At 59.2% G+C, this 14,520-nt stretch carries 14 protein-coding genes and 3 tRNA genes; 1 reads left to right on the plus strand and 16 read right to left on the minus strand.

Annotated elements, in window-relative coordinates; genetic code table 11:
* Positions 1-2 precede the first annotated feature (2 nt).
* From nuoK to RS75_RS07165, 15 genes are all read right to left on the minus strand, one after another.
* Positions 3-311, minus strand: a complete 309-nt coding sequence (nuoK, locus tag RS75_RS07095) for an NADH-quinone oxidoreductase subunit NuoK (protein WP_003502389.1) — start codon at positions 309-311, stop codon at positions 3-5.
* A 29-nt stretch (positions 312-340) separates the two neighbouring features.
* Positions 341-955 carry an NADH-quinone oxidoreductase subunit J gene (locus tag RS75_RS07100; RefSeq protein ID WP_045018688.1) on the minus strand — a complete coding sequence of 205 codons (615 nt, stop codon included), beginning with the start codon at positions 953-955 and terminating at the stop codon, positions 341-343.
* Positions 956-1,095: 140 nt separating this feature from the next.
* A complete protein-coding gene (nuoI, locus tag RS75_RS07105) occupies positions 1,096-1,587 on the minus strand; it encodes an NADH-quinone oxidoreductase subunit NuoI (RefSeq protein WP_003502385.1) in 492 nt (163 codons plus the stop codon).
* A 36-nt stretch (positions 1,588-1,623) separates the two neighbouring features.
* On the minus strand, positions 1,624-2,670 hold the full coding sequence (gene nuoH / locus RS75_RS07110; protein WP_045018690.1) for an NADH-quinone oxidoreductase subunit NuoH: 1,047 nt from the start codon (positions 2,668-2,670) through the stop codon (positions 1,624-1,626).
* Positions 2,671-2,682: 12 nt separating this feature from the next.
* Positions 2,683-4,764: an NADH-quinone oxidoreductase subunit NuoG gene (gene nuoG, locus RS75_RS07115; RefSeq protein WP_045018692.1), complete on the minus strand. Its 2,082-nt coding sequence runs from the start codon at positions 4,762-4,764 to the stop codon at positions 2,683-2,685.
* A 156-nt stretch (positions 4,765-4,920) separates the two neighbouring features.
* Positions 4,921-6,225 carry an NADH-quinone oxidoreductase subunit NuoF gene (gene nuoF, locus RS75_RS07120; protein ID WP_045018693.1) on the minus strand — a complete coding sequence of 435 codons (1,305 nt, stop codon included), beginning with the start codon at positions 6,223-6,225 and terminating at the stop codon, positions 4,921-4,923.
* Between the two features lie 10 nt (positions 6,226-6,235).
* A complete protein-coding gene (locus RS75_RS07125; RefSeq protein WP_045018694.1) occupies positions 6,236-7,342 on the minus strand; it encodes an NADH-quinone oxidoreductase subunit E in 1,107 nt (368 codons plus the stop codon).
* A gap of 16 nt (positions 7,343-7,358) precedes the next feature.
* Positions 7,359-7,619, minus strand: a complete 261-nt coding sequence (locus RS75_RS07130; RefSeq protein WP_045018696.1) for a hypothetical protein — start codon at positions 7,617-7,619, stop codon at positions 7,359-7,361.
* The gene (locus RS75_RS07135) at positions 7,619-8,809 is read right to left on the minus strand and encodes an NADH-quinone oxidoreductase subunit D (protein WP_045018698.1); all 1,191 of its coding nucleotides are present in this window, start codon (positions 8,807-8,809) and stop codon (positions 7,619-7,621) included. The genes RS75_RS07130 and RS75_RS07135 overlap by 1 nt, the downstream gene beginning before the upstream one ends.
* 1 nt (position 8,810) lies before the next feature.
* Positions 8,811-9,239, minus strand: coding sequence for a GFA family protein (locus RS75_RS07140; RefSeq protein ID WP_045018700.1), 429 nt, complete (start codon positions 9,237-9,239; stop codon positions 8,811-8,813).
* On the minus strand, positions 9,236-9,838 hold the full coding sequence (locus RS75_RS07145; protein ID WP_045018702.1) for an NADH-quinone oxidoreductase subunit C: 603 nt from the start codon (positions 9,836-9,838) through the stop codon (positions 9,236-9,238). Before RS75_RS07145 ends, RS75_RS07140 begins: the two co-directional genes overlap by 4 nt.
* A gap of 19 nt (positions 9,839-9,857) precedes the next feature.
* On the minus strand, positions 9,858-10,442 hold the full coding sequence (locus tag RS75_RS07150; protein ID WP_045015949.1) for a NuoB/complex I 20 kDa subunit family protein: 585 nt from the start codon (positions 10,440-10,442) through the stop codon (positions 9,858-9,860).
* Positions 10,433-10,798: an NADH-quinone oxidoreductase subunit A gene (locus RS75_RS07155; RefSeq protein ID WP_006312714.1), complete on the minus strand. Its 366-nt coding sequence runs from the start codon at positions 10,796-10,798 to the stop codon at positions 10,433-10,435. Before RS75_RS07155 ends, RS75_RS07150 begins: the two co-directional genes overlap by 10 nt.
* Positions 10,799-11,234: 436 nt before the next feature.
* Positions 11,235-11,311 (minus strand) — tRNA-Asp (locus tag RS75_RS07160).
* Positions 11,312-11,353: 42 nt separating this feature from the next.
* Positions 11,354-11,430 (minus strand) — tRNA-Asp (locus tag RS75_RS07165).
* Positions 11,431-11,876: 446 nt separating this feature from the next.
* Between RS75_RS07165 and RS75_RS07170 the strand changes: the two genes are divergently transcribed.
* A tRNA-Val gene (locus tag RS75_RS07170) sits at positions 11,877-11,952 on the plus strand.
* A gap of 313 nt (positions 11,953-12,265) precedes the next feature.
* On the opposite strand, the gene RS75_RS07175 is transcribed toward RS75_RS07170, so the two are convergent.
* Positions 12,266-14,464 (minus strand): esterase-like activity of phytase family protein, encoded by a 2,199-nt coding sequence (locus RS75_RS07175; protein ID WP_045018706.1) that lies wholly within the window; start codon positions 14,462-14,464, stop codon positions 12,266-12,268.
* Positions 14,465-14,520 lie beyond the last annotated feature (56 nt).

A 14,520-nucleotide genomic window follows, 5' to 3' on the forward strand; every position in this document is an offset into this window, starting at 1 on the left:
TGTCAGCCCTTCATCATATTGACGTCTTCAACGGCGATCGATCCGCGGTTGCGGTAGAAGACAACGAGTATTGCAAGACCGATGGCCGCTTCGGCGGCTGCGACGGTCAGAATGAAAAGTGCGAAGACCTGGCCGACGATGTCGTTCAGGAAAGCCGAGAACGCCACCATGTTGATGTTGACCGCAAGCAGGATAAGCTCGATCGACATGAGGATGACGATGACGTTCTTCCGGTTGAGAAAGATGCCGAAGACGCCGATCGTGAAGAGGATGGCGCTGACCGTCAGGTAGTGGGAAAGACCGATTACCATAGTGTGTTTCCTTGAATCCGTTCGCGCCTTCAGATGCCCTGGCCCGGCTTGACCTTGACCGTGGTGACGGCGGTCTTCGGGTCACGGCCGACCTGCGTGGATATATCCTGCCGCTTGATGTCGGTGCGGTGACGCAACGTCAGCACAATAGCGCCGATCATGGCCACCAGCAGCACGAGACCGGCCAGCTGGAAGAAGTAGACGTAATTGGTATAGAGCACGTCGCCCAGCGCCGCCGTATTGGTGCGCACGGCCGGCGGCGGGATCGGCATGGTGATCGATTTCGCCGCCTGCGGGTTGAGCACGCTGCCGCCGACAACGACGATCAGCTCGGCTGCGAGGATCACGCCGATCAGCGCGCCGACTGGCGCGTATTGCAGCACGCCGGAGCGCAGCTCTGCGAAATCCACATCCAGCATCATGACGACGAAGAGGAAGAGCACCGCCACCGCACCGACATAGACCACCAGCAGGATCATGCCGAGGAACTCGGCTCCCGTCAGCAGGAACAACGCCGCTGCGTTGAAGAAGGTCAAAATCAGAAACAGCACCGAATGAACAGGGTTCTTCGATGCGATGACCATGAACGCAGACGCCACGGCGACGAAAGCGAAAATATAAAAGAATACAGCGTGCAGACCCATGTTGGTGCCTTTTTGTCCTCATCCGGGCGAAGATGGCGCGAAAGCCCCCTCACCCGTTTCGTCCCCGCCGGCGAAAACCGTGCAGGCTCTTTTACTCTTTCTTCGCTTCCCGGGGCTTACCCCGAAAAGACGGTCGCGCCTTAACGATAAGGCGCATCCAGTGCGAGGTTGCGTGCGATTTCACGCTCCCAGCGGTCGCCATTGTCGAGAAGCTTCTGTTTGTCGAAATAAAGCTCCTCGCGGGTTTCCGTCGCGAATTCGAAGTTCGGGCCTTCGACGATGGCATCGACCGGGCAAGCCTCCTGGCAGAAACCGCAATAGATGCACTTCACCATGTCGATGTCGTAACGCACCGTGCGGCGGGTGCCGTCGTTGCGGCGCGGGCCGGCTTCGATGGTGATAGCCTGAGCGGGACAGATCGCTTCACACAGCTTGCAGGCGATGCAACGCTCTTCGCCGTTCGGATAACGGCGCAGCGCATGTTCGCCACGGAAGCGCGGAGACACCGGGCCCTTTTCGAAAGGATAGTTCACCGTCGCCTTCTGCTTGAAGAAGTGACGCATCGTCAGGAAGATCGCACCGACGAACTCCTTGAGGAATAGTGAATTGACGGCTTGGGAAAGGCTTGCCATCTCAAACTCCAGATTTCTGAGCGAGGAGTACGGACATCAACCGGCCCACCCCGTCAGCTTCAATACGAATGCAACAATAACGACCATGGCGAGCGACAGCGGCAGGAACACCTTCCAGCCGAGGCGCATGAGCTGGTCATAGCGGTAACGCGGAACGAAAGCTTTCGTCAGAGCGATCATGAAGAAGACCATGCAGCCCTTGAGCACGAACCAGACGATACCCGGAACCCAGTTCAGGAACCACACATCCACGATCGGCAGCCAGCCACCGAGGAACAGGATCGTCGTCAGGCAGCAGATCATGACGATCGCAGCATATTCGCCGAGCATGAACATCATGTAGGGCGTTGAGCCGTATTCGACCATGTGACCGGCGACCAGTTCCGATTCCGCTTCCGGAAGGTCGAAGGGCGGACGGTTGGTTTCGGCAAGGCCCGAGATGAAGAACACGATGAACATCGGGAACAGCGACAGCCAGTGCCAGTCGAGGAACGAGGCAGGCAGGCCGAACATCGTGCCGAGACCGGTGCGCTGCGCAAGAACGATATCACTCAGGTTCAGCGAGCCGACGCAGAGCAGGACAGTGACGATGACGAGGCCGATCGACACTTCGTAGGACACCATCTGCGCCGCAGAACGGAGCGCGCCGAGGAACGGATATTTCGAGTTCGAAGCCCAGCCGCCCATGATGATGCCGTACACTTCAAGCGAGGAAATCGCGAAGATGTAGAGAATGCCGACATTGATATTGGCGATGACCCAGCCATCGGCGAAGGGAATGACCGCGTAGGTGGCAAGCGCCAGCGTCACGGCGACCAGCGGCGCCAGAAGGAAGACCGCCTTGTTGGCACCTGCCGGAATGACGGGCTCCTTCAGGATGAACTTCAAAAGGTCGGCGAAGGACTGGAAGAGACCGAAGGGACCGACGACGTTCGGACCACGGCGCAACTGCACGGCTGCCCAGACCTTGCGGTCGGCGAGCAGAAGGAAGGCGATGGCCACCAGAAGGCAAACGAGAAGCAGCAGGGACTGGCCGACCATGATCAGCGCGGGCCAGACGTAGCTCCAGAAAAACAATTCCATAATCCCCTACCCTTACTCTGCCGCAGCCTGGAAATTGTTGCGGACCAATGCGGAACACTCGGCCATGACGGCGGATGCACGCGCAATCGGGTTCGTCAAATAAAAGTCTTTTACCGGCGAGGCAAACGCCGACTTGCTGAGGCTGCCCGCACGTCCGGCCAGAGCCTCGATATCTTGGCCGTTGCCGGCGACGATTTCGTCGGTTTCCGCCAGATGCGGATGCGCGACATAAAGCTGGCCGCGCAGCGCCGACAGCGAGTCAAACGGCAGCTTCTTGCCGAGAACGTCGGACAACGCACGCAGGATCGCCCAGTCTTCGCGGGCCTCGCCCGGTGCAAAACCGGCGCGGTTGCCCACCTGAACGCGGCCTTCGGTGTTGACCCAGATACCGGATTTTTCGGTATAGGCCGCACCCGGAAGGATGACGTCGGCGTGCATCGCACCATGGTCGCCATGGCTGCCGATATAGACGGTGAACTTCGCACCCTTGTTCGACAGGTCGAGTTCATCGGCGCCGAGCAGGAAGAGAACGTCCATGGACGTTACCATTTCGGCGGCGGCAACACCGCCCTCACCCGGCACGAAGCCGATATCGAGACCACCGACGCGGGCAGCGGCGGTATGCAGCACCGAGAAGCCGTTCCATTCGTCGCTGATGGCACCAACCGAAACGGCAAGCTTTGCAGCAGCCGCGAGCACGGCTGCACCATCGGCACGCGCCAGAGCGCCCTGGCCGACAATGATCAGCGGGTTCTTGGCGGACTTCAGCTTGTCGACGAAGCTGTGCGAACCATTGGCGAGATCCGAAAGCGTTTCCGCGCCGGAGCCGAGATATTCATAATTGTAGCGCAGCTCGCCGGCTTCGCCGATCACGCCGATCGGGAAACCGCCGCGACGCCAGCGCTTGCGGATGCGGGCGTTGAGCACGGCCGCTTCGAAACGCGGGTTCGCACCGACGATCAGTAGCGCGTCCGCATGCTCGATGCCTTCAATGGTGGAATTGAACAGGTAGCTGGCGCGACCCAGAGACGGATCAAGCGCTGCGCCATCCTGACGGCAATCGACATTGGCCGAGCCGAGCGACGCCAGAAGCGACTTCAGCGCGAACATTTCCTCGACGGAAGCAAGGTCGCCGGCAATCGCACCGATCTTGTTACCGCTGGTCGCGGCAACTGCCTGCTTGATCGCGCCGAAGGCTTCGCCCCAGTTTGCAGGCTGCAACCGGCCATCCTTGCGAACGTAAGGCCGGTCGAGACGCTGGGTCTTCAGGCCGTCCCAGATGAAGCGGCTTTTGTCGGAAATCCACTCTTCGTTGATCGCCTCGTTGACGCGCGGCATGACGCGCATGACTTCGCGACCACGGGTATCGACGCGGATGGCCGAACCGAGAGCGTCCATCACGTCGATGGTTTCGGTCTTGTTCAGTTCCCACGGACGGGCGGTGAAGGCGAAAGGCTTGGAGGTGAGCGCGCCGACCGGGCAAAGGTCGACCACGTTGCCCTGAAGCTCTGACGTCATCGCCTGCTCGAGATAGGTGGTGATCTCGGCATCCTCGCCGCGGCCGATGAGGCCGAGTTCAGCAATGCCGGCAACTTCCGTCGTAAAACGGACGCAGCGCGTGCAGTGGATGCAGCGGTTCATGACAGTCTTGACGAGCGGGCCGATATATTTGTCTTCAACCGCACGCTTGTTTTCCGCGTAACGCGAACCGGCGATACCGAAGGCCATGGCCTGGTCCTGCAGGTCGCATTCGCCGCCCTGGTCGCAGATCGGGCAATCGAGCGGATGGTTGATCAGCAGGAATTCCATCACGCCTTCGCGGGCCTTCTTGACCATCGGCGTATTGGTGAAAACTTCCGGCAATTCGCCATTCGGGCCGCCGCGAACGTCGCGAACGCCCATGGCGCAGGAAGCGGCGGGCTTGGGCGGTCCGCCCTTCACCTCGATGAGACACATGCGGCAGTTACCCGCGACCGACAAGCGCTCATGAAAACAAAAGCGCGGAACTTCAGCACCAGCCTCCTCGCACGCCTGCAACAGCGTGAAATGATCCGGAACCTCGATCTCTTTACCGTCAACCTTGAGCTTTGCCATGGTTCTACTTACGTCCTGTTGCCTGTTCGTCCCGTGTCTCTCACACGGTCCGCAACAAATCCTTAATCGCGCCCGACCCTCAATCTCGTCGGCCAGGCGCTTCATGGTGTCCCGGCGCCGGGATCATCCCCGCGCCGCATGCAAACTGCGAAAAGCTTATTCGGCAGCTTCCAGAACAGCGCCATCATCCATGGCCCTGTAGGTATATTGGTCGATGCGCTTTTCGATTTCCGGACGGAAATTGCGGATCAGCGCCTGTACCGGCCATGCGGCGGCGTCGCCCAGCGCACAGATGGTGTGGCCTTCGATCTGCTTGGTCACTTCGAACAGCATGTCGATTTCACGCTTCTGCGCGTTACCCTTCACCATGCGTTCCAGCACGCGCCACATCCAGCCGGTGCCTTCGCGGCACGGCGTGCACTGGCCGCAGCTTTCGTGCTTGAAGAAAGCCGCGATGCGGGCAATCGCCTTGATGACGTCGGTGGACTTGTCCATGACGATCATGCCGCCGGTGCCGAAGGAGGACTTGACCTCGCGCATGCCGTCGAAATCCATGATGGCGTCCTTCATGTCCTCACCGCGAACGATGGGGCAGGATGCACCGCCGGGGATGACGCCGAGCAGATTGTCCCAGCCGCCGCGAATACCGCCGCAATGGTGCTCGATCAGCTCGCGGAAGGACAGGCCCAGCGCGTCTTCGAAGGTGCAGGGACGCTCGACATGGCCGGAGACCATGAACAGCTTGGTGCCGACATTGTTCGGACGGCCGATCGACGAGAACCATGCCGCACCTCGGCGCAGGATGGTCGGCGCAACCGCGATGGATTCGACGTTATTGACCGTCGTCGGGCAGCCGTAAAGGCCCATATTGGCCGGGAACGGTGGCTTAAGACGCGGCTGGCCCTTTTTGCCCTCAAGGCTTTCGAGCAGAGCCGTCTCTTCGCCGCAGATGTAAGCACCAGCGCCGTGATGGACGTAGATGTCGTAATCCCAGCCGTTCTTGTTGTTCTTGCCGAGCAGGCCGGCATCGTAACATTCGTCGATGGCCGCCTGAAGCGCCTCGCGCTCACGCATATATTCGCCGCGAACGTAGATGTAGGCGGTATGGGCACCCATGGCGAAACCGGCGATCACGCAGCCTTCGATCAGCGTATGCGGATCGTTGCGCAGGATTTCACGGTCCTTGCAGGTGCCGGGCTCGGATTCGTCGGCGTTGACGACCAGATAATGCGGACGGCCGTCGTTTTCCTTCGGCATGAAGGACCATTTGAGACCGGTCGGGAAGCCTGCGCCACCGCGACCACGAAGGCCGGAAGCCTTCATCTCGTTGATGATCCAGTCACGACCCTTTTCGATGATCTGCTTGGTGCCATCCCAGTGGCCGCGCGCTCTCACGCCCTTCAGGGACTTGTCCTTGAGGCCGTAGAGATTGGTAAAGATGCGATCCTGATCTTTTAACATGCTTCACCCTTTACCGCGGCTTCTTGCCGAAGACCCTGATATACTCGGCTTCGCCACCCTTGGCGAGCGCCTCGGCCTGCTTGATCCACTCATCGCGTTCGATGCGGCCCTTGAAATTCAGATAACCGTCGACCCAGTCGCACTCGGCCTTTTTCCAGCCGGCGATCTGCGCGAAGGTGAAAATGCCAAGCTCGTGGAGCGTGCCTTCGATCTTCGGACCGACGCCGGCAATAAGCTTCAGGTCATCAGGCGTCGCCGGCTTTTCGATGGCGGCCGGGCGATCCTTGGAATCGAGCGAAGGCTTTGCCGCATCCGCAGAACCGGAGGATTCCTTCTCGACAGCCTTGACGTTGGCTTCGGCAGCCTTCGGCTCGTTTGCCGGTGTCTTCAGCTTCGGATCGGTTTCCGGCGCATCCGTCTTCGCCTTTGCGGCGTTGGAAGGTGGGACCGGTGCGGCGTCCGAGAGAACTTCGGCGGGCTTGTCGAGATTGGACCGGTCCGGCTTGATCTCTTCCGTCAGCGTCGTCAATCCACCAACTGGAACGGACTCGTGACGATCGATCTGCGGGCCGGTCTTGACCGTATCGCCCTTGCCCGCCTCGAACGTGTCGATGATCTCTTCCAGGCGCTCGGGCGTCAGGTCCTCATAGGCATCCTTGAAGATGATGACCATCGGCGCGTTGACGCACGCGCCCTGACATTCCACTTCTTCCCAGGACAGCGTGCCGCTGTCATTGGTGTGCAGCGGATCGTGGTGGATCTTCTTGCGGCAGACATCCATCAGCGCTTCGGAGCCGCGCAGCATGCAGGGCGTGGTGCCGCAAACCTGAACGTGGGCGCGCGTGCCGACCGGCTTCAGCTGGAACTGGGTGTAGAAGGTCGCCACTTCCATGACACGGATATAGGCCATATCCAGCATGTCGGCGATCTTTTCGATGGCGGCGCGGGTAACCCAGCCGTCCTGCTCCTGCGCACGCATGAGCAGCGGGATAACCGCCGATTGCTGGCGTCCCTCTGGATATTTCTGGATCGTCTTTTCCGCCCAGGCGGTATTTTCCTGGTTAAAGGCAAACGCCACGGGCTGGAACTGATCTTCGGCTAGTCGACGAACGGACATACTTCCTCACGCCTTTTCAGTTTAACGTCTCACAACGCGATCTCGCCACCGTGACGAATTCGCAGGCGTAAGCCGCCTTGTCTTTCTGCATGAACACGATGAACTTGCTGCCGTTCGGGACCGAGGCCTTGATCTCGTATCCCGATGACAGAAGCTGCTTGATGGTGGAACCGCCGCCGCTTGACAGCGATACGCTCCCCTCGTCCGTCGCCGTCTGGGCGAGAACGAAGGTCGGCATCGCAGCAAGAAAAGCCGTTATGGCCAGCGGCAGACGCATCAGCGGTCGACCTCCCCGAACACGATGTCGAGGGAGCCGAGTACGGCTGTAACGTCGGCAAGCTGATGGCCCTTGCACAGGAAATCCATCGCCTGCAAATGTGCATAACCCGGCGCGCGGATCTTGCAGCGATAGGGCTTGTTCGAGCCGTCGGCGACCACGTAGACGCCGAACTCGCCCTTTGGCGCTTCGACGGCGGCGTAAACTTCGCCGGCCGGTACGTGATAGCCTTCGGTATAGAGCTTGAAGTGATGGATAAGCGCTTCCATCGAACGCTTCATCTCGCCGCGCTTGGGCGGAACCACCTTGCCATCCAGCGAGGAGACCGGGCCGATGCGATGCTTGCCGGACAGAAGATCGACGCACTGCTTCATGATCTTCACCGATTCGCGCATTTCCTGCATGCGGATCAGGTAACGGTCATAGCAGTCGCCGTTCTTGCCGACCGGAATGTCGAATTCCAGATCGGAATAGCACTCATAGGGCTGCGCACGGCGCAGATCCCAGGCAGCGCCCGAACCGCGCACCATCACGCCGGTGAAACCCCAGGCGAAGGCGTCTTCGAGCGACACGACGCCGATATCGACGTTACGCTGCTTGTAGATGCGGTTGTTGGTCAACAGGCCTTCGATATTGTCGAGAACGGTCAGGAACGGATCGCACCACTTGCCGATATCGTCGACCAGTTCCGGCGGCAGGTCCTGATGCACGCCGCCCGGACGGACATAGGCCGAGTGCATGCGGGCGCCACAGGCGCGCTCGTAGAACACCATCAGCTTTTCGCGTTCTTCAAAGCCCCAGACCGGCGGCGTCATCGCGCCAACGTCCATGGCCTGCGTGGTGACGTTCATGATGTGCGACAGGATGCGGCCGATTTCCGAATAAAGCACGCGGATCAGCTGGCCGCGCATCGGGATTTCGAGGCCCAGCAGCTTTTCGACGGCAAGCGCGAAGGCATGTTCCTGGTTCATCGGCGCGACGTAGTCGAGGCGATCGAAATAGGGAACGGCCTGCAGATAGGTCTTGGTCTCGATCAGCTTTTCAGTGCCGCGATGCAGAAGACCGATATGCGGATCGACGCGCTCGACGATTTCGCCGTCGAGTTCCAGAACCAGACGCAGCACGCCGTGCGCGGACGGATGTTCCGGACCGAAGTTGATCGTGAAATTGCGGACGTTATGCTCAGTCATTCTAGTGCTCCGCCGAGGTGATCATGGCGATGAATTCGGGGCCGGTCATGTCTTGCGTGGTTTGCGCGAAAGAGTAGCTCGAAGGCTTCTCATCCGTGAAAATCTGCGACGCAAAACGGAAACTGGAAGGGTTGTCGAAAGCCTGCAACGAGACGGCAATATGCGAGTTATCCTTGGAACGCCACATCAGCGTGCTGCCGCAATTCTTGCAGAAGCAGCGCTCGCCCCATTCCGACGAGGAATAGACGCCGAGATGTTCCTCGTTCTCAATGGCGATATCAGCGCATTCCACAGCCATGAACGCACCGCCGGACCAGCGGCGGCACATGGAGCAATGGCAAACGCCGAATTCGCGGGCACCGATCCCGGCCTTGAGGCCGACGGCGCCGCAAAGACATTGTGCGCGCTCTGTCGCGGGGGCTTCGCTCATTGCTTGGCCTTTTCGTCACCCGGGAGAACATAGTCAGTCCCCTCCCAAGGAGAGAGGAAATCGAAGTTGCGGAATTCCTGCTTCAGTTCCACCGGTTCATAGAGAACCCGTTTCAGAACGTCATCGTAACGTACTTCCACAAAGCCGGTAACCGGAAAATCCTTGCGCAGCGGATGACCTTCGAAACCGTAGTCGGTGAGGATACGGCGCAGGTCCTTATGGCCTTCGAAAGGAATGCCATACATGTCCCAGGCTTCACGCTCGAACCATTCAGCGCCGACATAAACGGGCGTCGAAGATGGCACGCCCTCGTCTTCCGCCACCTGCAACTTGATGCGCACACGCAGATTCTGGCGCGGCGACAACAGATGGTAGACGACATCGAAACGCTTCTCGCGCTGCGGCCAGTCGACGCCGCAGATGTCGATGATGTTGACGAAACCGCACTGCACGTCGTCACGCAGGAAGGTCAAAAGCGCGATGATGTTTTCAGTCGTCGTATTCAGCGTCAACTCGCCATAGGCGATATCGGCCGATACCACGAGAGAACCACGCGCTTCCCTTACGTAAGCAGCAAGATCGTTGAGAGCTTCGCTCATTCCTTATCGTCCTTTGCCCTTAGCGCTCGATCGTACCGGTACGCCGGATCTTCTTCTGCAGCAGAAGCACGCCGTAAAGCAGCGCTTCCGCCGTGGGGGGACAGCCCGGAACGTAGATATCCACCGGCACGACGCGGTCGCAGCCACGCACGACGGCGTAGGAATAATGATAATAGCCGCCGCCATTGGCGCAGGAGCCCATCGAAATGACGTAACGCGGCTCAGGCATCTGGTCGTAGACCTTGCGCAGCGCCGGCGCCATCTTGTTGGTCAGCGTTCCGGCGACGATCATCACGTCCGACTGGCGCGGCGAAGCGCGCGGGGCAACGCCGAAGCGCTCCATGTCGTAACGCGGACCGGAAGCCTGCATCAGGCCTTCGACGGCGCAGCAGGCAAGGCCGAACTGCATCCACATCAGGGAACCGGTACGCGCCCAGGTGATCAACTCGTCGGTCGAGGTGACCAGAAAGCCCTTGTCGGCCAGCTCGTCGTTGATGTCCGTGAAGTAGGCGTCGTTGCTGCCAACCGGCTTGCCGGTCGAGGGATCGATGATCCCCTTCGGCTGCGGCGCAACGAGCGTGGTATCGTTCTGGCTCATGCCCATTCCAGCGCTCCCTTCTTCCACTCATAGATAAAGCCGATGGTGAGAACGGCGAGGAACACCATCATAGACCAGAAACCGAACCAGCCCATCTCACCGAAGGACACAGCCCAGGGGAACAGGAAGGCGACTTCCAGATCGAAGATGATGAAGAGAATCGAAACCAGATAAAACCGGATATCGAACTTCATGCGGGCGTCGTCGAAGGCGTTGAAACCGCACTCGAAAGCGGAGAGCTTTTCCGGGTCCGGAGCCTTATAAGCGACAGCAAAAGGCGCAATGAGAAGCGCCAGGCCAATGACAAGAGCGATACCGATAAAGATTGCGATCGGAATATAGGAACTGAGGAGTTCAGTCATGGTCTCTTCCCTGCCCGGCCGGGTGCCGGACCTGCCTTTGCGACTGACGAGTCTTCAAGGCGCACAAATATGTTGCAACGCCAAAGTGGTTAGCGCAGCCGCGCTCTCTCTGCAAGAGTTTAGGCACCATTTCAAGAGACCTGCCGCATCGATTGGCAACAATATTGCCGAAATTGCCGCAAAATTGGGCCGTATTTCCGGGCTAAGCCCCTCAAATACAATAATAATCGATTGAAGGACGCAACCGCAAAAAAGTCACGTGAATTTTACGCCAAAATGGCGGCGAAGTGACGATCCCTGTAAATCGAAACTTGACTGTAAATGGCAGGAAAAACCGCGCTTGCGAGCGCCGGAATCAGGGCCTGAAATGGCCGCTAACGAATAGCGCAAAGAGCGCGTCGTTTGGTTTTTGAAGGAGTCATTTCAGGAAGAGAAATGGCGCGAGTGACGGGGCTCGAACCCGCGACCTCCGGCGTGACAGGCCGGCACTCTAACCGACTGAGCTACACCCGCGCTCCACAGACATTCGTCTGCGTATTTTTCCGAGGAACAGGATGGCGCGAGTGACGGGGCTCGAACCCGCGACCTCCGGCGTGACAGGCCGGCACTCTAACCAACTGAGCTACACCCGCTTATCCTGACCGACAAGACCTTAGTCTCGCCGTACGAACCAGCCTCGGCTGTTCGTTGAGCGGCTAACTACGGCGTTCGTGCGGGGGTGTCAAGCAGGTTTCACGACAAAAGAATAAGCTTCTGCATTTTGATCGGAAAAAACTGGAAGGCCTTTAACGGGCGCTATGGCAAACGCCCTGTTTTCCGGGCTTTTCCCAACAAAAACAAAAAACTTGTCCACAACCACAACGCTTGGAACGCAATTTTCTTGTGCTGCGAAACGGCGCGACAGGTGTCGTCTTTATCGAAAAGCCCGCAGTTTCCGGCTTTTTGCCGATAAGCTCTTCCAACGGACAAAGCTGTCCGGAAAAAAAACTAAAAAACTTCACAAAAGCCCTTGCGGTTTTTTTCCGATCCGAATACATCACGGCCACCGACGCGGCGGACATGATCCGCAGGACGCGAAGGGCGATTAGCTCAGTTGGTAGAGCGCCTCGTTTACACCGAGGATGTCGGGAGTTCGAGTCTCTCATCGCCCACCATTTTCCAAACCATCCCAACACAAGTATCATCAAGCCGAATTCCGTTCGGATGTCGTTTCGCTTTGACGGAAATTTCCGGCATCGTCAATGAGACAGCCCTCCCCGGTGCCAGCGGCTCGCTGTGCCCCAGCCAGGGCCTCGGGACGGCGCACTGACAAATCCCTCGGCAATCCGATAGCGACGCAGCAATGCCGATTATGAGCCCTGGTATGGCACCTCATCGCGCAGAATCAACATTCTGGACGAGATCGCTTCCGCGACAAAAAAGCCGGGCTGTGCCCGGCTTTTCTTATTTACGATACCTTGCGGACGATCAGTTGATCGCCTTCAAGTCGACCGTGAAGAACAGCGTCTCGCCGGAAGAATCGTCGACACCATCATTGTCGGTGACGGCATAGGCCGTTCCCGCCTTGTCGAAGGTGAAGCCTTCCAGCTTGTCGACGACATAGCCGTTTGTCTGGGCCTTGAGGTCGGGCAGGAAATCATGCGCTTCCTGCTTGGTCACCAGCGGCAGTTCGCCACCGATCTTGCCCGGCTTCAGGTCCGCGATCGCGACGCGGTAGAGCTTCTTGATCTTGGCCTTGTCGCCAATCTGATTGTCGCGCTCAAGGATATAGACATAGTCGCCCTGCGCGGTGATTTCGGAAAGGCCGATCCAACCTGCTTCAGTCTTGTCGAGCGGGTAACGCACGGCGCCCCATTCCTTGGATTTCGGATTGTAGGAAACGAGCTTGACGATGCCCTTTTCGTCGGTTCCCCATTCGCGCTGCACGGCCATCCACAACGTCGCGTCGTCGCCCTTGCCGATCATGGTCACGCCTTCGAAACCAAAGCGGGTGTCACCGGCCAGCAATTCCTTCGGCAGAGCGATTTCAGCCTTGATCTCGCCCTTGGCGTTGACGTTGTAGAGCGCGTGGGGAACGAGCTTGGCGCTGTCGCCCTCCGACGCCAGCCAGAAGCCGCCCTTGCCATCCAGCGTGATGCCTTCGATGTCGAGTTTCTGGGCTGCGATGCCGTCGCGCTTGACGCGCAGGACGCTGGTGATGGTGGCGGGCTTCTTCGTCGCATCGATGGTGTAGATCGACGGCTGGTTCCCGTAGACCGAGTCGGACACGGCGTAGAGGATGCCCGGCTTTTCGGCATCGCCGACCAGACCGGAAAGAGCACCCCAACCGATCGGCGCGCCGTCGACGGTGGCGGAAACCAGTTGCGGATAGGCAACCTGGCCTTCAGCGCGCTCATAGAGCATGACATGCGAGCGTGCGCCGCCATCCTCGATGAGATCGACCTCGTTCGCGGTCACGAAAAGATTGCGCGACGGGATGGCGACAGCACCTTCCGGCGAAATGCCGGACGGCAGAAGCTGCGTCAGTTCCGGCTCTTTTCCGGTATCCTTGTAGACCGCGACGATGGAGGCGCGCTCGGCAAGAACGAAGAAGTACTTCTGGCCATCGAAAGTCGCTGCTTCCAGACCTTCCGGTTCGATGCCCTTGGCCTTGGAGCGCTTTTCCGGGTAGTGGCCGATGCTGGCGACCGCATGTTCGAGCGAGGAGCCGGCTTCGTAGAGCAGCTTACCGGTCTTGTCGAAGATGGTGAAGCTGCGCGAACCGCCCTGCCAGTCGCCCTCATTGGCGATAACGATACGGTCATTGTCGAGCCACTTCACCGCATCCGGCTCGCGCTTGCGGCCTTCCTGCTTGTCGGTGAATTTCATCTGGCCGTCCGTCTTCGTGTCGATACCTTCCAGATCAACCTTGCCGGCGGAGAAATGCGTCTTCACCGTGCCGGTCTTGCCGTCGACGATGACGATATGGTTGTTTTCCTGCAACGTGAGTGCGATCTCGCCATTGGCGTTGATCGCGACGAATTCCGGCTCCGGATCTTCGGGGGCGATTTCGGCAAGGCCGGTCACGTCGATCTTCTTCAGCGTCGCGCAATCGGCAACGCCGTTCTTCAGAGCGACCGTCATCAGATAACCGGCGGGCATCTGCGGCAGGGCGCCCTCGTTCACGTCTTCATCGCGCTCGTTTTCGATCGCGATGGCGGCAAAGGTCTTGTCCGGGGAAATCGCGACGGAATCGGGCTGGCCGCCGAGATCACAGCTTGCCTCGATCTTCTTGGTGGCGATATCGACCGTCACCAGCTTGCCGGACGGCTTGGCGCGGTTTTCAGACGTATTGACGCCGGCCAGAACCTTGACGCCTGCAACGGCAACCGATGTCGGCTCGCCTTCGAGCAGCAATGCGCCACCGGCCTTGGGGGCCCTGGCGTCCGTGATGTCGATGAAGCCTATTCCACCAAGCGGGCTGTCCGAATAGATCAGCGTCTTGCCGTCTTCGCTGGCGGTTACGATTTCAGCGGACGTAACGGACTTGGCATCCTTGTCCGCGGGAAGGTTCTTCGCCACCGGAAACGATGCGATGCGGTTGAAAACCGGCTCGGCAGCGGCCGGAAAGGCTGCGGATGTGAGCAGCGCAGCGGTCAAAGCCATTTGAGAAAATCGGAACGCCATTATAATCCCCCTTGGATACAGAAACACCCTATGGCTTCTGCGTCAAAGACGTGACA

This window comes from Rhizobium nepotum 39/7, from assembly GCF_000949865.1.
Lineage (GTDB): Bacteria > Pseudomonadota > Alphaproteobacteria > Rhizobiales > Rhizobiaceae > Agrobacterium > Agrobacterium nepotum.